We start from the raw sequence: 20,336 nt of genomic DNA, 5'->3' as shown, positions 1-20,336 counted from the left end.
AATCACCTCTTGCTTGACAATCACCCCCTTTTGTTCTCTATTTGTTCATGTCTATCAGCAACTGTAGATGTGCGGCCGGATGGAAACCACAGCCACCATCCTGCATGCCGATCTCGACGCCTTCTATGCCTCGGTCGAGCAGTTGCTCGACCCGTCGCTGCGCGGCAAGCCGATCGCGGTCGGTGGCGGTGTCGTGCTCGCCGCCTCCTATGAGGCGCGCGCCTTCGGCGTGCGCGGCGGCATGCCGGGGCGCAAGGCGCGCGAGCTCTGCCCGCAGCTGATCTTCGTCGGCGGCAATTTCAGCCACTACCAGCGGCTGGGCGACGCGGCGATCAAGGTGCTCGACGATTTCACGCCGCTGGTCGAGCGCATCTCCATCGACGAGGCCTTTGCCGATGTCGCCGGCTGCACGCATCTGTTCGGCTCCCCACAAGAGATCGCAACGATCATCCGTCGCCGGGTACGCGCCGAACTTGGCCTGCCGATCTCGATCGGCGTCGCCCGCACCAAGCACCTGGCCAAGATCGCCTCGCAGGTCGCCAAGCCCGACGGGCTGGTGATCGTCGAGCCCGGCACCGAGATCGCCTTCCTGCACGATCTGCCGGTCGGGCTGATGTGGGGCGTCGGGCCGGCGACCAGGGCGCGGCTGGCCGAAATCGGCGTCGAGACAATCGGAGAGCTGGCCAGGACCCACAGCGGCGCGCTGACGCGGCTGCTCGGTCCCGCCGCCGGCGAAAAGCTCGCTGCCCTGTCATGGAACCGCGACCCGCGCAAACTGCAGACGAAGCGCCGGGCGCATTCGGCCGGCGCGCAGTCGGCGCTTGGCCAAAAACCTGCCGTGGAGCGGGTCATCGTGCCCACGCTGCTGCATCTGGCCGACCGTGTCGCCAGCCGGCTGCGCGCCAAGGCGAGACCCGGCCGCACGGTGACCGTCCGCGTTCGCTTTGCCGATCTCAATGCCGTCACGCGCTCGATCACGCTGGACCAGCCGATCTCGGCGACAACGATGTTGGCCGAGGTCGCCGGCGATCTGGTGCGCGGCGTGCTCGCCGACCACCCGCGCGAGAAGCTGATTTCTCTGCTGGCGATCTCGGTCTCGCATCTCGAGGAAAGCTTCGAGCTGCAGCTCGAACTGCCGCTCGGCCTCGTCGACGACAAGCGCCGCCCGGGCTCGAGGAAAGGCCTGGCGCGCTTCGATGCCGACCGCGCCATCGACAAGATCCGCGAACGCTTCGGCAAACAGGCGGTCGGCTACGGCACGGTGGCGCTGGAAGCGGCGCGTTCGGTGCCCGATGAGTTCAGGGAACTGGCGGAGAAAGATTTGTGAGTAGGGAACGGCGAGGCATCATTCCGTCTCTTCGCCGTCCCAGTAACGCCTCACCGCTGCCATATCGAAAATGCCGTCGCGCCGGCGCAGGGCGTCGACAGCCATCTTGTTGGAATCGGGATAGACGCAGACCTCATTGGGATTTTTCTCGCCGATCATCAAATAGCGGCATGGTCCGCTACCGCTGTTGAGGAAGGAATGTCCGACTGCCAGGCCGGCCGGAAAGCAGACATAGTCGCCGGCTTTCATCTCGTGGCGCTCCTCGCCAAGCAGCAGCGTCACCTGCCCTTCCAGGATCAGCGCATGCTCCTCTTCCCGCATGTGGTAGTGCCGGGGCGCCAGGCGCATGCCGGGCGCCGGCGCCTCGATCAGCATGCCGACATGATAGTCGGACCGCCCCAAGGCGGCATAGGTCAGATGCCTGGACCGGCCGCCGAACCGCGGGCCTTCGCCTTCGACCTTCCATTCGACGGAATCGCTGGCGATCGGCGGGATCGGCGCGGCCGGGGGTCTAGTGACACCGGTCGTGCCATCCGACGGCAACGGATCGCCGGCGGCAAGGCCGGTGTCCTCGCCATCCCAGTAGCTTCGGGTCGCCGCGAGATCGAAGATCGCGCGGCTGCCCAGCGCGCGCACCAGAACCTTGTTGGAGGCGGTGTAGACGACGACCTCGTTCGGGTTGCGCTCGCCGACGATGACGTAGCGGCACGGCGCGTCGCTGGTGTTGATCAGGCAATGCCCCGCCGCCGCACCCGCCGGAAAGCAGATATAGTCGCCGGCCTTCATGGCATAGGCGGCGTCTCCGACCTGCGCGGTCAGCGCCCCTTCGAGGATGAAGACATGCTCTTCCTCGAGGATATGGTAATGCGCCGGCGAGCTCTGCTTGCCCGCCGGCAACTCCTCGATCGCCACGCCGACATGGTGGTTTTCGCCCAGCGCGGCCAGCGACAAATGCCGGTAGCGCACGCTGAAGCGTGGCACGACGGACCAATCCGTCCATGGCACCGCATCCGATGCGAATGGCACGGGCGGTTTCGCTTCGTCTGCCATCGAGCCTCCTGGTCCTGCCGCCCTGCCCTCGTCGCGACAGAACAAAGCTGCCAGCTTCCGGCATCATCGCCAAGCGGTGTTCGCCACACTCCTGACAAAGCCGGACAGAAGTTGCCCGTTTAACCCCTGATCGCCTTGCCGGCTTGCTGCAGCAGCTCGAAAGCGGCGAAGCGCTTGGCATGCCAGCCGGCCAGCGTAGCGTCGGGATGATAGACCTCGCCGAGTTCCGACATGCCGGCCATGGCCGCCGCGACATCCTTGTAGGTTCCCGCGGCGACAGCGCCCAGCATCGCCGAGCCGAGCAGCACCGGCTCCGGCGAGGTCGACGCGACCACCACCATGCCAGTCGTGTCGGCCAGCAGCTGGCGCACCAGCGGGCTTTGGCCAGCGCCGCCGCTGACGACGATGGTGTCCACCGGGATGCCTTTCTCATGCTCGGCCCGCACGATCTGGCGCGCACCGTAGCCCAACCCGCAGACGCCGGCGACATAGAGCCCGACCAGGCTGTCGAGACTGGTGTCGAGATCGAGCCCGGCAAGCAGCGCACGCGCGTCCGGATCGGCGAAGGGCGCGCGGTTGCCGAGGAATTCCGGCACGACATGGACGCCGCCGACCAGGGCCGGCGTCGCCGTGGCTCCCTTACGGCTTTGCGCCTGCAGCGATAGCCAGGCGCTGAGGCTGAGGCCGTCGGCCTGCGCCCTCGCCGTGGCTTCGCCGCTTGCCGGGTGCATGCGCACCAGATGGTCGATGGCCGCACCGGCCGCCGATTGGCCGCCCTCGTTCAGCCACAGGCCCGGCACCATGGCCGAGAAATACGGTCCCCAGACGCCGTCGACGAAGGCCGGTTGCGCCGTCGATGACATGGTGCAGGCAGAGGTGCCGAAGACATAGGCCATGCGCGACAGAACGCTGCCGAACGCGCCGCGCGCGCCAACCGTGCCGACGCCGCCGGCATGGGCGTCGATCAGGCCTGCCGCCACCGCCGTACCGCCGATGAGCCCAAGGTCCGCTGCTGCCTGCGCGGTCAGTCCACCACCGAGTGCGGCACCTGCCGGTACGATCTCGGTGCCGATGCGGGCGAACCCCTCATCGGCAAGCGCTCCGAGGCCGATCTTGCGGAAATAGGTCTCGTCCCAGCGGCTCTCATGCGCCAGATACGTCCATTTGCAGGTCACCGTGCACACCGAGCGCGCAAGGCTGCCGGTCGCCCGCCAGGTGAGAAAGTCGGCCAGGTCCAGGAACTGCCAGGCGGCATTGAAAGTGGCGGGCAGGTTTTCGGCCAGCCACAGGAGTTTCGGCGTTTCCATTTCCGGCGAGATGACTCCGCCGACATAGTTCAGCACCGCCTCGCCGCTGCGGTTGATGCGGCGCGTCTGCTCGACCGCGCGATGATCCATCCAGACGATGATGTTGCGTTCGGCATTGCCGGACGGGCCAACCGGCAACGGCACGCCGCCCTCGCCCAGCACCACCAGCGAACAGGTGGCATCGAAGCCGATGCCGGCAATCGCCTCGGGCGCTACGCCCGATTGCGCGACGGCCGCGCGGACCACGATGCACACCGCCCGCCAGATGTCATCGCTCGACTGCTCGACAATATCGCCGGCCTCGCGCCAGACCTCGATATCCTGCTTGGCCGAGGCAAGCAGCTTTCCGGATCGGTCGAACACCCCGGCCCGCGCGCTGCCGGTGCCGACGTCGATGCCGAGATAGTGGGGCATGGGGGAGAAACCTTTGGTTTAGCGAACAGCGAACAGCGAATAGCGAATAGCGAATAGCGAATAGCGAATAGCGAATAGGTAAGTCGTTGGATTCTTTCCTATTCGCTACTCCCTATTCGCTACTCACTTAGAGATCATTGCTCTGCGGCAAAATCACCAGATCCCTGATCGTCACGTTTCTTGGCCGGGTCAGCATGAACATGACGGCCTCGGCCACTTCGCGCGGCTGCATCAGGCCGCCTGCGGCGAGCTCTTCCTCGAGCTTGGCTTTCGGCCAGTCATCGACCAGTGCCGTCACCACTGGGCCCGGCGCCACCGCACCGACGCGCAGCCCGTGCTTGGCGACCTGCCGACGCACGGTATGGACGAAGGCCTGCACGGCGTGTTTGGAAGCCGTGTAGATCGGCTCCCAGACCACAGGGACCAGCCCGGCGATCGAACTGGTGACGATGATGTCGCCGGTCTTTCGTTCGATCATGTGCGGCAGCACCGCCTGTATCGAACGGAAGCAGGCATTGATGTTGAGGTTGAGCATGCGATCCCAGACGTCGGGATCGCCGGTCGCCACCTCGCCGCCGACATAGGCGCCGGCATTGGCATGGAAGATGTCGAGCTGGCCGGCCTTCTCCAGGATCCGCGGCATCATGGTGACGACGCTTGCGGGCTGCACCAGGTCGATCACCAGCGGGATCGCCTTGGGGCCAAGCTCGGCGCACAGTTTGTTCAGCGTCGCCTCGGCGCGGTCGACCAGCACCACGGTGGCGCCGGCCGCCAGCATATGCCTGGCGCATTCGAGACCGATGCCTGATGCCGCGCCGGTGACGGCGGCAACTTTTCCGGACAGTTCTTCGCTCATGTCTTGCTTCCTGTTGATGGGTTCAGGCCCGGCCATGCGAGACACGCGAGCGGCGTGCCAGCGAGTCGACGATGACTGCAATGGCAAGCACGGCGCCGGTGATCATGTACCGAAGCGACGAGGACAGATCGAGCAGCGTCAGGCCGCTGGCGATCGACTGGATGACGATGATGCCGAGCAGTGCCGAATAGGCGCTGCCGCGGCCGCCGAACAGGCTGGTGCCGCCGATGACGGCCGCCGCAATGGCGTTGAGGTTGACGTCGCCGGTGCCTGCCTGCTGGCTGGCCGAGGCAAGGCGGGCCGCCGACAGCACGCCGCCGAAAGCCGCAAGCATCGAGCACAGCACGAAGGCGCTCGAATAGATCAGCCGCACATTGATGCCGGCGCGCCGTGCCGCCTCGCGGTTGCCGCCGACCGCCGACATCGAACGGCCCCATTTCGTCCGCGTCAGCGCGTAATGCATTGATATGACAAGGCCGACGAACAGACCGAACATCCACGGAATGCCGCGCGCCTGGTTGAGATAGAAGACGATGAGTTCGAGAATGACCGTGATGACGACCGCGCGCGTGATGAGACCGCTCGTCGAACGCGCGGACAGATTGGCGGCGCGGCGGCGCGCAACGGTGCGCAGGCCGGTGATCAGCATGACGATGCCGGGAACGGCCGCCAGCCCGAACGACAAGAATTTAGGCATCACCAGCAGCTGGCCGAAATTCACCAGGTTCGAGCCGTAAGGCAGGTTGATCGAACCGGTCGAGCCGAGGATGTAGAGCTGCAGTCCAAGCACCGCTAGCAGGCCGGCCAATGTCGAGACGAAGCTCGGCATGCCGAGCCGGTTGAACAGCAGCGCATAGAGCGCGCCGATGAAGCCGCCGACGGCGATAGCGGCGAGAATGGCGAGCGCCACCGGCCAGCCCTGGTTGACCCACAGCGTGCCGACCATCGCCGAGGCAAAGCCGCTGATCGAACCGACCGACAGGTCGATCTCGCCAACCATCAAAACGCAGACGATGCCGAGCGAGATGACGCCGACTGTCGAGCAATCGAACAGCAGGTTGACCAAATTGCTGCTCGACAGGAAGATAGGGTTGATGCTGGCGAACACCGTCCAGATGATGACCAGCCCGACGATGACCGGCAACGAGCCGAGATCGCCGGAGCGGACCCGGTCGAAGAACCTGCGGATGGCGCCGCTTAAGCCGGCCTCGTGCTTGACGCGCACGTCGGCGCGGTCGAGCTGCGGTGCGACTGGGGCAGCTTGTTGCACGTCACGGTTCATGGGCGTGGCTCCTGGGTCTGATCTTGCCGGGGAGTTTGCTGGGACTGTCTGCGCTCGGCGCGTCGCGACACCGAATTGTTCGACGCGCCGGTGATGGCGCTGACCAGTTCCTGGTTCGAGGCATCGGGCGAGAAGATGCCGTTGTTGCGGCCGAGCCGCAGCACGACGATGCGGTCGGCGACAGCGCGCACGTCTTCCATATTGTGGCTGATGATGACGACGCCGAGGCCGCGGTCGCGCACCCGCTCGATCAGATTGAGCACTTCCGCCGTCTGCGCCACACCGAGCGCCGCCGTCGGCTCGTCAAGCAGGATAAGCTTGGGTTCGAGCAGCAGCGAGCGGGCGATCGCCACCGTCTGGCGCTGGCCGCCCGACAGTGAGGCAACGACTTCGCGGACACTGGGGATGCGCGCCGACAGCTCGTTGAGCAGCGTCCAGGCGCGGACTTCCATCGCCACCTCGTCCAGCCGCAGCGGGCTGAGTTCGCGGCCGAGGAAGATGTTGGCGACGATGTCGAGGTTCTCGCACAGCGCCAGATCCTGGAACACGGTGGCGATGCCGAGCGTCAGCGCCGCACTCGGGTCGGCCAGCGTCACCTGCTTGCCGCGATAGCTGATCGTGCCCGAGCTCGGCTGATGCACGCCGGCAAGAATCTTGACCAAGGTCGACTTGCCGGCGCCATTGTCGCCGACCAGGGCCACCACCTCGCCGGCATGGACATCGAGATCGATGTCGGTGAGCGCCGAGACGGCGCCGAAATGCTTCGAAATGCCGCGCAGGCTGAGCACCAGCTCGCCTGTCGGAACCGGTCCGTTCGGGGTGTCAATCATGCCAGAGACCTTTCAAAGACCGGTTCGAGGAAGTGCGCTGTCTGGCCACCGCGGGGCGGCCAGACAGCGGAGCGGGCAAGGGTCGCGGTCAGTTCCCGATGCCCAGCTTCTTGCAGCCTTCCGCGTAACGATCGACGCAGAGTTCGGCCGCGGTGTTGATCTTCTTGTCGATGATCTCGGCCTTCAGGTTTTCCTGCGTCACTACCGCCGGCGTGAACAGCTGCGAGGGTGTGTCGTACAGCGTCATCTCGGCCTTCGGCTTCTCGCCCGAAAGCAGCTTGATGGCGACGTTGGCGGCAGCCGCCGCCACGATCTCGCTCGGTTTGGAGATGGTGTTGTACTGGTCGCCGGCGATGATCAGCTGCAGTGCCGCGATCGTCGCGTCATTGCCGGTCACCGGCGGCACCGGATCGACGCCGGCGGCCTTGAAGGCCGCGATGGCGCCGCCACCGGTACCGTCATTGGCCGCGACGACGCCGAGGATCTTCGGACCGAACCGGGTGATCTGGCCGCCGGCCCATTGCTGCGCCTTCGGCGGAGCCCATTCCGGCGTGTCGTATTCGGCCAGGATCTGGTAGCCGCTGTTGTCGAGACCTTCGTGGATGCCCTTCTTGATCAGGCCGGCCGCCGCGTCGGTCGGCGAGCCGTTGATCTGCAGCACGCCGCCGGTCGCCGGATCGACCTTGAGCGCCTTCAGGTGCTCGACCAGCGAGTCGGCGATGGCCTTGCCGATGCCTTCATTGTTGAACGAGACATAGAAGTCGGCCGGTGCTGTCGGGATCGGCCGGTCATAGGCGATGACCTTGATGCCCTGGCTCTGCGCCAGCTTGACCAGCGAGGCGGCGGCGGTCGAGTCGACCGGGTCGAGCACGATCGCCTTGGCGCCTTGCGAGATCACCGAGTTGAACTGCTGCTGCTGGCGCGAGGCGTCGGCATCGGCGTTCTGGTAGAGCACTTTGCAGCCAGGGCACAGCTTCTTCATCTCGGCGGCGAAGCCGGGATAATCATGCTGCTCGTAGCGGGTCGAGGCCTGGTCGGGCATCAGGAAGGCGACGGTGGCGTCGGTGACCGGCTCGGCAAAGGCAGCCGTGCCACCGAGGAGAGAGAGTGCGAGCGCTGCCGCACCGGTCGATTTCCAAGCAAATCTGGTCATTCGAATGTCTCCGTTTCAAAAATGGTTTCACGAAACCTGAGCGCCACATGGCGCCAAGCTTGACTTCAAGTCCGACTGTTGCGAGGAGTGCGACCCGCGCCCCTCTGGCGGATCTGCTCGATCCCCAGCCAGCCGTTAACGCATCCTCCTGGGCATGATCGAAGACGATCAGCCCCAGTTGCTGGATTTCAGGACAAGCGATCTCCAGCACGGGAAGCCTCGAGCGCATCCCGCGTCATTCCTTCCCTAAGTCTCGGCTCCTCCCGGTTCCTCCCTGTTAGGCGGCAATCTCCGCATTGATGTTTTCCGCCAGCAATACCCGGAAACGCGAAGGCGACATGCCCTTCTGTGCCAGGAACCGGCGGTTGAAGTTCGAGATATTGTTGTAGCCGGCGGCGTAGCAGATCTCGGTGATCGACATCTGGCCTTCGCTCATCAACAGCTGGCAGGCGAGATTGATGCGCAGCCGGTTCACATATTCCACCAGCGCCATGCCGGTGTGGCGACGGAAGCTGCGCGAAAATGCGCTGGGGCTACGCCCGGCGATTTCGGCAAGGTCGCCTTCGCTGAACGGCTCGGTCAAATGCCCATTGATGTAAGCCAGCGCCTTGTTGATACCCGCCGACATGAAACCTGACGGATCGGGAAGATAACCGGCGCTGGTCAGCGTGCGCACATCGCTGGCACGGCTCAGAATGTCGAGCACGCCCATGAACAGCGAGAGGCGGCGCACGCCCTGCGCCTCGACCAGTTCGGCAAGCAGCGGTGCTGCAAGTTCCGCCGTCGCCGGCGAGAACAGCGCGCCGCGACGGCTGATTTCCAGGATACCGGCGCAGGCGGCAAGCTCGGGAAGGGCCGCCGTCGATTCGGCGATGAATGCTTCCGAGAACTGGACGACACGTCCGCGCAGCGGCACACTTTCGCCCGGCGGTACGTCGCTGACCCAGTTGTGCGGCAGATTGGGGCCGGTGAGCACTAGATTGCCCGGCTCGAACTCGCCGATAAAGTCGCCGACGAAGTAGCGGCCGGTGGTGGCGACGACCAGGTGGATCTCGTATTCAGGATGGAAGTGCCAACGCACGGTGCGGAAGGGATAGCCGTGAGCCCACGCCTTGAACGACTCACCGCGTCTGATCTGGACGACTTCCAAGTCCGGATTCATGCCCGTTCCTCCCGGCACCGGTCCAGTCATGCGACCAGTTACAGCGCCCTCTCCGCAGGCCGCGTATGCCGCTCTCTGCAGTGATCAAAGCTTAGGCGGCAATCCCTGCCGCCGCCACCACGGTCTGTCCATCTGACCGATACTTTTTTGACGTTTTTGTGGTCAAAGAGAACTGCCGCCGGGAAAGATGGCTCCGGCTGCAAGGCCGCCAAGGAACCCTGAGCCCATGGTCGGGCGGTTTCTTCAAACCATTGGCAATGCCCGATCGGCCATGCGTCGTCGTCAACTCACCTCGTGCAGCGCACCATTCGCTACCGCTGCCGGCGGCGACGCCATATCCGGCACAAGTAGGTCGTTGCGGCGCGCGAAGGTGACCAGGGTGGCCCGCACCGTCTCCGCATCGATCTCACCGGCGATGCCGGCCCTGCAAGCGTTGAGTGCGACGGCATGGGCGCCATTGCGGCTGGCGGCCGGCCAATCCTGCAGCAGGGCATAGGCTTCCATCACGCTGTCGATCTTCCTCGGAAAACCCATTCCGACCAGAAGGGTGACCGGTTCCTTGAACTGCCCATGATTCATGGCTCGTGCCTCCTCTCGATTGTGCAGGACCTGCGGCGGACCGAAGACCGAAGAGCGCGGCCCGCCGGGACTAGGATGGATGGGGCTGGACGTCTTGTATCGAGGATTGAATAGCCGTTTCGGCGCCGCCGATCGCGCCCAGTTCGGTCCTGGCAAGCTCGATCCGGTCAATTCGAGCTTGGCCGGCCCGACACTGGCCGCGCCGAGCGACGGAACGCATCGGCCCGGCGCCGGCAGCGCCCTGTGCGCCTTCACCAGCGCCTCCAGCCAAGCGATAACCGCAAGCGGAGACGGATTGCGGCCATCAAGCCAGGATGCGACCTCGCTTTGCGGACAGCCAAGTTCGGCCGCCAGGTCGCCCGCCTCCCATCTCAGTATTTTCAGGCATTCACGCAACCGGCCCGCAATCACATCTCCACCTCCACAACAGCAAATGTTTTCCGTCGCATGCAACAGGACGAAGATCGCTAAACAGCGCTCGCCAGTTCAGCCGCCGGCGGACGCCTTGGCAGCGGCCGACACCTGCTGCGCGGCAAGGAACATCAGCGTCGACGCCGCGGTACGCCGGTTCCAGCCGGCGGCTTCGGCCATGTCGAGCAGCCCCGCCAGCAGCGGCTGCAGTGCGCTCCTGCATTCAGTCTCGTAGGCCAGGAATTCCTTTGCCTGATGCGTCGGCGCCGGTACGGCTCCGAGGCCAGCCATTGCATCCATGTATACCTCCACTTTTTTCCGACTGATGCCCGCTCCCCGTGGGGAGCGGGCGGATTGGCCGCGACCTCAGAAGTCCATACCGGCGCCGGCCGGCATGGCCGGGGTGGCGGCTTCCTTCTTCGGCTTCTCGGCTACCATCGCTTCGGTCGTCACGAGCAGGCCGGCGACTGATGCCGCGTCCTGAAGAGCTGCGCGTACCACTTTCGCCGGGTCGATCACGCCCTGGCTGTAGAGATCGCCGAATTCGTTGGTCTGGGCGTTCCAACCCCAGCCGAACTCGTTCCTCTCGCGCAGCTTGCCGACGATGATCGACCCCTCCGCGCCTGCATTCTCGGCGATCTGGCGGACCGGCGTTTCTATGGCGCGGCGAACGATCTCGACCCCGGTTCGCTGGTCCGCATTGTCGGTCTGCACAGCATCTAGCGCCTTGGCGGCCCTCAGCAACGCGACGCCGCCGCCGGGCAGCACGCCCTCCTCCACCGCAGCGCGGGTCGCGTGCAGTGCGTCGTCGACGCGATCCTTGCGCTCCTTGACCTCGACCTCGGTCGAGCCGCCGACCCGGATCACCGCGACGCCGCCGGCGAGCTTGGCCAGCCGCTCCTGCAGCTTCTCGCGGTCGTAGTCGGAGGTGGTCTCCTCGATCTGAGCCTTGATCTGGGCAATGCGGCCCTGGATCTCTTCCTTGCGCCCGACACCATCGACAATGGTGGTGTTCTCCTTCTCGATCACCACCTTCTTGGCGCGACCAAGCATCTGCAGCGTGACATTCTCCAGCTTGATGCCGAGATCCTCGCTGATCGCGGTGCCGCCGGTGAGAATGGCGATGTCTTCCAGCATGGCCTTGCGGCGGTCGCCGAAGCCTGGCGCCTTGACGGCCGCGACCTTCAGGCCGCCGCGCAGCTTGTTGACGACCAGCGTCGCCAGCGCCTCGCCCTCGACGTCCTCGGCGATGATCAGCAGCGGCTTGGAAGACTGCACCGCGGCTTCGAGCACGGGCAGCATCGCCTGCAGGTTGGAGAGCTTCTTCTCGTGGATCAGCACATAGGGCTCCTCGAGCTCCACGCGCATCTTGTCCTGGTTGGTGATGAAATAGGGCGAGAGATAGCCGCGGTCGAACTGCATGCCTTCGACAACTTCGAGTTCAGTCTCGGCGGTCTTGGCTTCCTCGACCGTGATCACCCCTTCATTGCCGACCTTTTCCATCGCCTGGGCGAGGAAGCGGCCGATCTCGGCATCGCCATTGGCCGAGATGGTGCCGACCTGCGCGATTTCGTCGTTCCTGGTCACGTTGCGGGCATTGGCCTTCAGCTCGGCGACGATCGCGTCGACCGCCTTGTCGATGCCGCGCTTCAAATCCATCGGGTTCATGCCGGCGGCAACGGCCTTCGCGCCTTCCTGGACGATGGCCTGCGCCAGAACGGTCGCCGTCGTGGTGCCGTCGCCGGCAATGTCGCTGGTCTTGGAGGCCACCTCACGCACCATCTGCGCGCCCATGTTCTCGAACTTGTCCTCAAGCTCGATCTCCTTGGCGACAGTGACGCCGTCCTTGGTGATGCGCGGCGCGCCGAATGACTTGTCGATGACGACGTTGCGCCCCTTGGGGCCGAGTGTCACCTTCACCGCGTTGGCGAGGATGTCGACGCCGCGCAGCATCTTCTCGCGCGCTTCGGTATGGAATTTCACCTCTTTGGCAGCCATTGGATCACTCCTTCATCTAGGCAGCATTCGTTGACCGGTTGGATCTGGAAGAAGCCGTCATGCAGCCTTCTTCACTTGCTCGGCCTGCTCGATCACGCCCATCACGTCGCTTTCCTTCATGATGAGCAAATCCTGGCCGTCGAGCCGGATCTCGGTGCCCGACCATTTGCCGAACAGGATGCGGTCGCCGACCTTGACGTCGAGTTCGGTCAGCTTGCCGCTGTCGTCGCGCGCGCCGGGACCCGTGGCGAGCACCTCGCCTTCCTGCGGCTTTTCCTTGGCGGTGTCAGGAATGATGATGCCGCCCGCCGTCTTTTCCTCGGCTTCGACGCGGCGGACCAGAATACGGTCATGCAATGGACGGAACGCCATTTCGTTCTCCTTTTGGACAAACAAATTTCTACGGCTCCTCCGCGCCGGACCGACCATATCGGACCGGCACGGGGACGCTGCGACCCTTTGCAGCATCGCGCGCGCATATCGAGCTAGTTTGCCGGTTTGCGGTTTCAAGAGCCCGGCCAAAAAAATTTGGCACTCGGGCACTGCGAGTGCCAAAAGCCTGTTAACGCAGGCTTATTCCGCGAGGACGCCCTTATTCCGCGAGGACGGGCCGCCGCTTGAATCTTCCGCCACCACCCAACAAATTATCTCCCCGCCGGCGCCATCGCGGGCGCCGGAACCGCTTACCCTCCTAAGGAGTTGTTCGCAGACGGAGCATATCGATGGAACGACAGACTTATTCACCGATCACTTCCACCCCGGCCGCCGAAACATCCGACCACGCGTTTGACCGCCTGCTCCAGCCGGCCAGCCACTTCAACCATCCCGAAGAGGTGCTGAGCGACGACACGCTCGACCTGTGGGAAAAGCGTGCCATCCTGTCTTCCTGGGCGTCGGATGCCTGCGCCGTCTATTCCATGCCGGCACTGCGCCAACCGCCGGGCGCCAGCCAACCAGTGTCGTTCGACCAGATCATGGACGCGCTGTTCAAGCTCGACGGCGACGCCTCGGCGCCACCTCATGAGCCCGGCGAGTTCCCTCATCTCTTCGACAGGCTGGGCGCCTGATATCCGACAGAAAGGAGAAACGAATGGTCGCAAGCGTCAGCAAGGAATTCCGCCTCCAGATGGAAGGCTATGGCCTGACCACGGCAGAGATTCACTATCGCCTGCCCGACCATCCGAGCTTGCTTCAGCTCTATGTCTGGCAGGACTACGACCTTGCCCCCGACTTTCCCGAACTCCACGGGTTTTTATCCTACTGGGAGCGCGAACTCGAGGGTCCGCTGCATTCGGTTCGGGTGGCCCACCACCGGCTGATCCGGCCTTCGGAATGGCGAGCCATCGACGGCATCATCGCCATCCAGTAAGCGATTCGCACGGCTCGAGCGCCGCGCTCACCGGGAGCCGATAAACGACCTCAGCATCGCCGCGCGAGCGTCCCGGCCCGAGGCTTCGCTCTATGCTCAGATCACTTGGATTATCGACAGCCAATGACTGAGCATGGCGTGGCCAAGGAATCGGCTTCAAAGATTCGTCGCCTTCATGACTTAAGCAACTACATTAGTTACTGATGAATTATATTGGGCAAGCGATTTTGGTGGCGGGATAACTATTTTTTCCCGGCACTCCACTTCAACCATTGCTTAACTGCCGTGCTTCATTCTGTGTATTGCACCCAAGGCATGTGAAATTCAAGGATCGCTCGATGCAGATCACCTCGGACCTAACCTTCACGATACAGAAGCTGATGTCGGCCAGAAGCGGTTTTGCCGGCGCCGGCCAGCCGACCTTCGTCAAAGCGGGCACAGCGCTGCGGACCGAGGCCCCGGTCATTCGTCCGGGCGCGACCGGCAACGAGGACGGCATCGAATACGATCCGTTCAGCGGCTTCGGCCAGACCTCCAAGACCGATGTGCCGACGACTTCGTCCATCGGCGCGGCTTCTACGACTACGGCGGACGACCCCTATATGCTGGCCGGCAAGGCCAATTATGGCGAACTCTATGCCGAGTATACGCGCTTCATCATCTCGATGGTCGAGGCGGACCGCCGGCACGAAGACTCCACCGTTGCGCGCTATTTCATCCCTGCCGGCGAGACGCGGGAAACGGTGATGGCAATGGACGAGCATGACTATATTTGGGCTGTCGAGGACGAGATGGGGGCTGCCGCCGACCGCAGCCCGCAGGCGCAGGCGAACAAGGCGATCAGCAACCAAAGCCTTAACTACGCCGACGCAGGCAGGATGACTTCCGATTCATTGTTCAGCCTGGAGAAGGCATTGCCGGCTCTGAACGCGGCGTTGGCGCGCATCAGTCCCGAGGTCGTTGAGACGCTTCTGCAAAGTATCGGCGACGACCCGAAGCTCCAACGTCTCGCGCAACAGATGACCAAGAACGATATACTCTCTGTCAAGATCGACCTACGCTACGTCGACAGGATCATCAAAGGTATCGAGAGTGGCTTCAACAAGATTGATGGCGATATTCTGGTGAAGAATGACCAAGGCCAGTATCAGCTTGGTGATTTCTCGATCTCGTTCAAGGGCGAGACGATGCTGACCTCCAAGGACACATTCAAAGCGTTCACGGGCTGAGTCTCGTCGCGGCGCCCGTCGCCTCGGCGTGAAATCTCCCGGTGCTGACCTATCGTTCGAGCCCTACCCCCGCCATATTATTCGGCAAACCGCTCTGCCAGATCCATGGGCCTTGGCCGCAAGCCGAAATAGTCGGTTTCGGTTGAGCGATGGGGCGGGAGCCAAACCCTCACCGCCGATTGCCTCCCAACATCATTCAGTAGACCCAAAATACTTGGTCCGCAGATCATCGATCTCGCCCGCATCATGAGCGCCAAGCACCTCTATCGTCAGGGGGCGGGTCAGGAGGCTCTGTCGCGGAAGCGCGAAGCCGTACTTGTCAGGTTCGAACAGCGGCCCGACCACCTTCACCGGTAGATCGGGGTGGGTATGGGCGTGGTATTCGAGAACGGGGGCATCGGCGATGATTGCAGCGACGTCGCCATTCACAAGACCCTCGACGGCGCGATCGAGCCCAGCGTAGGTGAGGGTTTGCAGCCCCTGTTGCCGAGCAAAATCCTCCTCGACGGTGCCCGTCAGCACACCGACCGGCCTGTCGGTCAGATCGGCGAGGCCATTGATCTTGTTTGTGAGAGAAAGGGTGGTCATCACGCTCGTCACCGACGAGGTGACATAGGCAAGGACAGCGATACCACAGGCCAGCCATAGCCCCTGCCAGATACGGCCGACCCAGCCGAACAGGTTCTTTCGCGAAGGCGACTTGCCGGATGTCGCGACAGACATCACCGTATAGAAGCTCTCGGCAAAGCCGTCGCGCCACCGCTTGGGAAAAGCCTCGTCGAACTGGCGATCGAAGAAGGTGAGCAGGACCGTGACAGCCAGGATGATCAAGGCGATCCAGGCATAGGCTTTCAGGAAGCCGGCATCGCTAAGACCCGCGATCAGGTTGCCGAAGCCCTTTCCCTGATCATGATCCGCATGCCGCCGTCGAACCAGGGCTGGGTGAAGTCGAGCAGTTCGGCGCGGGATTGATTGATCGTCAAATTTGTGACCGCTACGTCGACTTTGCCGGAAGCGGTCGCCACAACCAGATCGCGAATGGTGTCGAACTGGACGTAGCGATACTGGCGGCCGAGTTTAGCCGCGAGGCCCTCCCAAAGATTGATCGCCATGCCTGTGAACTGCCCCTTATCTTTCATGACGAAGGGAGGGTTGACAAAGAGGCCGACGTTCAAGGGCTCGGAAGGCTGTTGCGCCTCGGCTGCAACTTGCGGCCACAACAACATCAGGAACAGAATGAAGGAGCCGGCTAGCCTGCACCAGGTCCGCATGGCAATCCTTTCCTTGTTGGCATCTCAACCCGGTCGAGGAAGGCAAGGGAATTTCGCCAGAAACCGGAAAGCCTGGCGCGTCCATGGAAGAGCGGCGACCGGCCCTCGCGCGTTGTTGCCGGCCAAGTGCAGAACAGTCCGATCGGCTGTTTTGCGGCATGCGGCAGTTCGGAAAACAACCTGTCGTGCCGGCAGCTTTTCTTTCGGATGCATGCAACGGCCTGGCCAGTAACGAAAACAGGCTTTACAACACATCAGGCCATGCCCTATCCAAAAAGAAGTCATTCAGTGATACGCCATTTTCATTTTGGTATGGATTTGAAACAACAAGGCGATATATTTGCGAAGCGATATGGATTACAGAAATAAGTTATATTCATATGTTACCATGATTTTCTGATAACGTCATTTCAGTATCTGCTAAGACATCATCACGAATTCCAGACTATTTTCCATATTATTAAGCATTTGCAAAATTCAACCCGCGCTATGGCGCTTTTTTCTTGCCACAGGCCGACTTCGGATGCAGCTTTTTTTGGCAACAGCATCCGCGTCCGCGGATTGCTGCATGCTTGGGCGGACGGGCGCTAAGCATGGAAAGGTAAATCGACATCCGCTGATGCGGACTCCCGTGAGCTCGATCCTGCCCGCTCTTCTTTTGAGACTGTGGACCATCTCCATCCCAGGCTGCTCTCGGTCGTCGAGCCACACATTTGACGGAAACCCGCAGCCGCCAGCCAGTCGAGGAATGAATGATGAAATTCACAGTCTACGCGATCATCGCCACTGCCTTGGTGGCGGTCGCCGGATGCACCACCGATGACTATGATGGTTGTCGCGGAAACGGCTGCCTGGTCGATCGGCCTCAGCAAAAAAATCGGAAGATCGATGACCGGCCGCAATACGACAGGAACGGCAATCCGAACTTCGATACGCGTGGCCGCTACATCGGCTGCCATGGGCTGGGATGCAAGGTCGACGACCCTGATGATGGCGATCAAAGCATCGACGACAGGCCGCAGTACGATAAGCAAGGCAATCCGAACTTCGATACGCAGGGCAATTACCAGGGATGCCACGGCATCGGCTGCGAGGTCGACACGCCAGCCGATGACAGCCCGTCGGACGATGACGATTCCAATTGATAGGCCTCGCGGCCAACAAGGAGGCTGATTATGTCCGAATTCGACAACTATCGACGTGCCAAGATCGTTGTGATCGGCCTCGCGGGGCTTGGAATGACGCTTACGTCCGCTTTCGCAGCGAATAGCGACTGCCACGGCGTAAAGGTCGATGTGACGAAGGCGCGCGAACAAGAGTTTGGCGCTCTCGTTGCATCGGCGATGACCAACAAGGTCAAACCCGCGCAGGTGAAATTCCAAACGATTCTGGAAAGCGGGAAATGGAGCGCCGCTTATATTTCTACACCCGTGGCCGAAGACGGCATGATGTTCTTCCAGACAGTCAATGGAGAAAGGCAGTTTCGTGAAGTATGGGGCGGATATGCGGCTCCATCGGAAAAACCTGAATTGGTATCCTGGGCAAAGAAGCTCGGAGTGCCGCAAGATCTAGCAAAATGTTTTGCCGAGACAGTTACAGAACGAAGGTGATGGTCGCCGGGTATTGCCGCGAATGATTTTCAGGCCATCGATCATGCGGAAGCCGATCAAGGTGCATCGGTCCACGGAAACGCAGCTCCATCTTCTTGTTTTGATGGGCGTCCCTCACAGGGCCAGGCTCCCCTGCTCCGCCGCCTCGGCATTCGGGTCGCCCGGCGCCGTCGCCCAGGCCAGTTCGACCAGCGTCACGGTGCGCCGGCCTGTCCCGTCGAGCTGGCAGACGATGAGGCCTTGCTCCTCGATATAGGTCAGGAGGCGCCGGGCGCGGCGCAGCGAGTGGGAACCGTAGGCGCGGGCGATCGCCGCGTCGCTCGGGCACGGCCAGCCCTCCTTCGCCGCACGCGCGATCATCATGAACACGCCCTGCATGTCGTCGGGCAGCAGCGACGCGCGGACGGAAACGTCCTGCCAGGCGTCGTCGCCTGCCGCCATGTCGGAGCCGAGGCCGGCTCGAGCGCGCGTCAGCATGCGCCGGAACTCCGGCAGATCGGGCACGACCGAGGCGAGGCCCTCGATGCGGCAGCGCACGACGAATTCTTGATAGAGCACGCCGATGACACGAAAACCCGCGTCGGGCTGCGCCAGGATGGCGCGCAGCACACGATCCACGCGCTCGCGGCGCTCCGCCAGATCTTCGGCGCTGATTTGCGGCTCCACCGGCTCGGGACGGATTTCCAGCGCTGCCGATTTGGCCGCCATCAGCTGATCGAGTAGGTCCGGCGACGCCGTCCGGCGCGGCGCGCGCACGGCCTCTGGGGGCGGGGCGGCCAGAATGATCGCGCGAGCATCCTCCAGCGCCGCCTCCGGCATCGCCATCAGCCGCGGCGTGCCGTTGCGAGGGCTGGTCTCGGTCGGGCCGATGCGAAGCCCCAGCGGACGGCGCGACAGCGCTGGCCCCAATGCCATGAACTGCCCGCGCTCCAGGTCGCGAAACGCCTCCGCCTGGCGCCGCTCCATGCCCAGTAGATCGGCGGCGCGCGCCATGTCGATATCGAGGAAGGTGCGGCCCATGAGGAAATTGGACGCCTCGGCGGCGACGTTCTTGGCGAGCTTGGCCAGCCGCTGGGTGGCGATGACGCCGGCAAGCCCGCGCTTGCGGCCACGGCACATCAAATTGGTCATCGCGCCGAGCGAAAGTTTGCGCGCTTCGTCCGACACCTCGCCGGCTACCGCCGGTGCGAACAGCTGCGCCTCGTCCACGACGACCAGCATCGGGTACCAGTGGTCGCGGGCGACCTCGAACAGCCCGCCGAGGAAGGCGGCGGCGCGCCGCATCTGGTTCTCGGCATCGAGCCCTTCGAGATTGAGCACGGTGGAAACGCGATGGATGCGCGCCCGCTCGCCGGCCGCCTGCAAGCCACGCTCGGTATGCTGCTCGGCATCGATGACCAGATGGCCGTAACGGTCGCCCAGCGAGACGAAGTCGCCTTCGGGATCGATGATGGTCTGCTGCACCCAGGGCGCGCTCTGTTCCAGGAGCCGGCGCAAAAGATGCGATTTGCCGGAGCCCGAATTGCCCTGCACCAAAAGCCGGGTGGCCAGCAATTCCTCGAGATCCAGGTTCGCCGGGGCGCCCGCTGTCGTGTGTCCCATCTCGATCGCAACGGTCATTTCGACTCAAGGCTCCTTTCGCAGACGGGCTTATCAACTGGGTCACAGCCCGTCGAGCGCGCATGGCCGCCAGTTCCGCGTTGCGCACAGCCGGCCAGACGCGATCCGTCGGGCGAACCCTGTGGATAGTAACCAGTCGTTCACCATGGGCGGGTGTTCCGATTGCAGATATCAGGCATCCGCCTAGCCTGACCGTGCATCGCGTCCCCAACGTGCTGCGTCCCGACCCCACCGTGGCGACCGACGTTTTCAAGTTTCTTTCACAGTATATGTCGGTCGCCAATTTGGCGTGGTCCCATCCTGCTCTGACATCATACCGAACCGCTTCATGGCGCAAACTTTGGGTTGACCCCTTCGGACCGCGAGGCGACACTCCACCCAACGCTGCAGGTGCGAGGAGGAATTGTGATGGACGAACCCGAACGGTGGCGCCACATGTCGACGGCGCCGAGGGATGGGAGCCGGATCCTGGTCACGGTGCGCCCCTCCGAACAGGGGCCGGCTGAAGTCGATCTCGCCTATTGGTCGCGCGCCGACCAGTTCGCCCCGGAAGGCTGGCGCGCGTCGGACTCGTCGCCAGGACGCGTCATCGAATACGCCGAACCGGAACTGAAATGCTGGATGCCGCTGCCGACAGCCAACCTCAGCCGTGCATCCATGCCGGCGCCGTGGGAAGGCGAAGACGCCCAGCAGTTGGATGGCTCGGGGATTTAGCGATCTGATTGGTCACTGCGGCCGGTGATTGGCGAAAGCAGCCGAGCTGCCGATCTCCCCCCTTGAGGGCAGGGGAATCGCACATGAGTACAAAGGGACTCTTGTGTGGTGTGCGGAAATCGATTCTGAAAGGACCTCTGGATGATCGGAGGTC

21 protein-coding genes are annotated in these 20,336 nt (G+C 63.2%); 7 read left to right on the top strand and 14 right to left on the bottom strand.

Annotated features, from left to right (window positions below; translation table 11 throughout):
* The first annotated feature begins 79 nt into the window (after positions 1–79).
* Positions 80–1,327 (top strand): DNA polymerase IV, encoded by a 1,248-nt coding sequence (gene dinB / locus NKJ01_RS14650; RefSeq protein WP_352728873.1) that lies wholly within the window; start codon positions 80–82, stop codon positions 1,325–1,327.
* A gap of 18 nt (positions 1,328–1,345) precedes the next feature.
* Here dinB and NKJ01_RS14645 read toward each other — a convergent pair whose 3' ends face one another.
* The 11 genes from NKJ01_RS14645 to NKJ01_RS14595 form a co-directional block, all read right to left on the bottom strand.
* Positions 1,346–2,377 carry a cupin domain-containing protein gene (locus tag NKJ01_RS14645; RefSeq protein ID WP_352728871.1) on the bottom strand — a complete coding sequence of 344 codons (1,032 nt, stop codon included), beginning with the start codon at positions 2,375–2,377 and terminating at the stop codon, positions 1,346–1,348.
* Positions 2,378–2,496: 119 nt separating this feature from the next.
* Positions 2,497–4,098 (bottom strand): FGGY-family carbohydrate kinase, encoded by a 1,602-nt coding sequence (locus NKJ01_RS14640; RefSeq protein WP_352728869.1) that lies wholly within the window; start codon positions 4,096–4,098, stop codon positions 2,497–2,499.
* A gap of 127 nt (positions 4,099–4,225) precedes the next feature.
* Positions 4,226–4,954: an SDR family oxidoreductase gene (locus NKJ01_RS14635; protein ID WP_352728867.1), complete on the bottom strand. Its 729-nt coding sequence runs from the start codon at positions 4,952–4,954 to the stop codon at positions 4,226–4,228.
* A gap of 22 nt (positions 4,955–4,976) precedes the next feature.
* Positions 4,977–6,236 carry a sugar ABC transporter permease gene (locus NKJ01_RS14630; RefSeq protein WP_023761084.1) on the bottom strand — a complete coding sequence of 420 codons (1,260 nt, stop codon included), beginning with the start codon at positions 6,234–6,236 and terminating at the stop codon, positions 4,977–4,979.
* Positions 6,233–7,066 carry an ATP-binding cassette domain-containing protein gene (locus NKJ01_RS14625; RefSeq protein WP_023761085.1) on the bottom strand — a complete coding sequence of 278 codons (834 nt, stop codon included), beginning with the start codon at positions 7,064–7,066 and terminating at the stop codon, positions 6,233–6,235. Before NKJ01_RS14625 ends, NKJ01_RS14630 begins: the two co-directional genes overlap by 4 nt.
* Before the next feature lie 88 nt (positions 7,067–7,154).
* Positions 7,155–8,219, bottom strand: a complete 1,065-nt coding sequence (locus tag NKJ01_RS14620; RefSeq protein WP_352728864.1) for an ABC transporter substrate-binding protein — start codon at positions 8,217–8,219, stop codon at positions 7,155–7,157.
* A 277-nt stretch (positions 8,220–8,496) separates the two neighbouring features.
* A complete protein-coding gene (locus NKJ01_RS14615) occupies positions 8,497–9,381 on the bottom strand; it encodes an AraC family transcriptional regulator (RefSeq protein ID WP_352728862.1) in 885 nt (294 codons plus the stop codon).
* A gap of 282 nt (positions 9,382–9,663) precedes the next feature.
* Positions 9,664–10,371, bottom strand: coding sequence for a DUF982 domain-containing protein (locus tag NKJ01_RS36465; protein ID WP_502905881.1), 708 nt, complete (start codon positions 10,369–10,371; stop codon positions 9,664–9,666).
* 75 nt (positions 10,372–10,446) lie between these two features.
* A complete protein-coding gene (locus tag NKJ01_RS14605; RefSeq protein ID WP_023761089.1) occupies positions 10,447–10,671 on the bottom strand; it encodes a hypothetical protein in 225 nt (74 codons plus the stop codon).
* 66 nt (positions 10,672–10,737) lie between these two features.
* Positions 10,738–12,369 carry a chaperonin GroEL gene (gene groL / locus NKJ01_RS14600; RefSeq protein WP_352602077.1) on the bottom strand — a complete coding sequence of 544 codons (1,632 nt, stop codon included), beginning with the start codon at positions 12,367–12,369 and terminating at the stop codon, positions 10,738–10,740.
* A 57-nt stretch (positions 12,370–12,426) separates the two neighbouring features.
* Positions 12,427–12,741, bottom strand: a complete 315-nt coding sequence (locus NKJ01_RS14595; RefSeq protein ID WP_023761091.1) for a co-chaperone GroES — start codon at positions 12,739–12,741, stop codon at positions 12,427–12,429.
* A gap of 350 nt (positions 12,742–13,091) precedes the next feature.
* Here NKJ01_RS14595 and NKJ01_RS14590 point away from each other — a divergent pair, with 350 nt between their 5' ends.
* The 3 genes from NKJ01_RS14590 to NKJ01_RS14580 all read left to right on the top strand — a co-directional run bounded on the left by NKJ01_RS14590 (position 13,092) and on the right by NKJ01_RS14580 (position 14,967).
* The gene (locus NKJ01_RS14590) at positions 13,092–13,436 is read left to right on the top strand and encodes a hypothetical protein (RefSeq protein WP_352602079.1); all 345 of its coding nucleotides are present in this window, start codon (positions 13,092–13,094) and stop codon (positions 13,434–13,436) included.
* A 23-nt stretch (positions 13,437–13,459) separates the two neighbouring features.
* Entirely contained in the window at positions 13,460–13,738 is a 279-nt protein-coding gene (locus tag NKJ01_RS14585; RefSeq protein WP_023761093.1) for an usg protein, read from the top strand.
* A 338-nt stretch (positions 13,739–14,076) separates the two neighbouring features.
* The gene (locus NKJ01_RS14580) at positions 14,077–14,967 is read left to right on the top strand and encodes a hypothetical protein (protein WP_352728859.1); all 891 of its coding nucleotides are present in this window, start codon (positions 14,077–14,079) and stop codon (positions 14,965–14,967) included.
* A 192-nt stretch (positions 14,968–15,159) separates the two neighbouring features.
* On the opposite strand, the gene NKJ01_RS14575 is transcribed toward NKJ01_RS14580, so the two are convergent.
* On the bottom strand, positions 15,160–15,798 hold the full coding sequence (locus tag NKJ01_RS14575) for a type 2 periplasmic-binding domain-containing protein (protein ID WP_352728858.1): 639 nt from the start codon (positions 15,796–15,798) through the stop codon (positions 15,160–15,162).
* 50 nt (positions 15,799–15,848) lie between these two features.
* A complete protein-coding gene (locus NKJ01_RS14570; protein WP_352728857.1) occupies positions 15,849–16,238 on the bottom strand; it encodes a transporter substrate-binding domain-containing protein in 390 nt (129 codons plus the stop codon).
* Positions 16,239–16,993: 755 nt separating this feature from the next.
* Between NKJ01_RS14570 and NKJ01_RS14565 the strand changes: the two genes are divergently transcribed.
* Together NKJ01_RS14565 and NKJ01_RS14560 are read left to right on the top strand one after the other, a co-directional pair.
* The gene (locus tag NKJ01_RS14565) at positions 16,994–17,383 is read left to right on the top strand and encodes a hypothetical protein (protein ID WP_352602208.1); all 390 of its coding nucleotides are present in this window, start codon (positions 16,994–16,996) and stop codon (positions 17,381–17,383) included.
* Positions 17,384–17,413: 30 nt separating this feature from the next.
* Entirely contained in the window at positions 17,414–17,848 is a 435-nt protein-coding gene (locus NKJ01_RS14560) for a hypothetical protein (protein WP_352602086.1), read from the top strand.
* A gap of 114 nt (positions 17,849–17,962) precedes the next feature.
* On the opposite strand, the gene NKJ01_RS14555 is transcribed toward NKJ01_RS14560, so the two are convergent.
* Positions 17,963–19,468 (bottom strand): helicase HerA domain-containing protein, encoded by a 1,506-nt coding sequence (locus NKJ01_RS14555; RefSeq protein WP_352728856.1) that lies wholly within the window; start codon positions 19,466–19,468, stop codon positions 17,963–17,965.
* A gap of 408 nt (positions 19,469–19,876) precedes the next feature.
* Between NKJ01_RS14555 and NKJ01_RS14550 the strand changes: the two genes are divergently transcribed.
* Positions 19,877–20,182, top strand: coding sequence for a hypothetical protein (locus NKJ01_RS14550; RefSeq protein ID WP_352728854.1), 306 nt, complete (start codon positions 19,877–19,879; stop codon positions 20,180–20,182).
* Positions 20,183–20,336: the final 154 nt, after the last annotated feature.

It is taken from the genome of Mesorhizobium sp. M0276, assembly GCF_040321755.1.
GTDB lineage: Bacteria > Pseudomonadota > Alphaproteobacteria > Rhizobiales > Rhizobiaceae > Mesorhizobium.
This window is presented reverse-complemented; position numbering and strand designations above follow the sequence as displayed.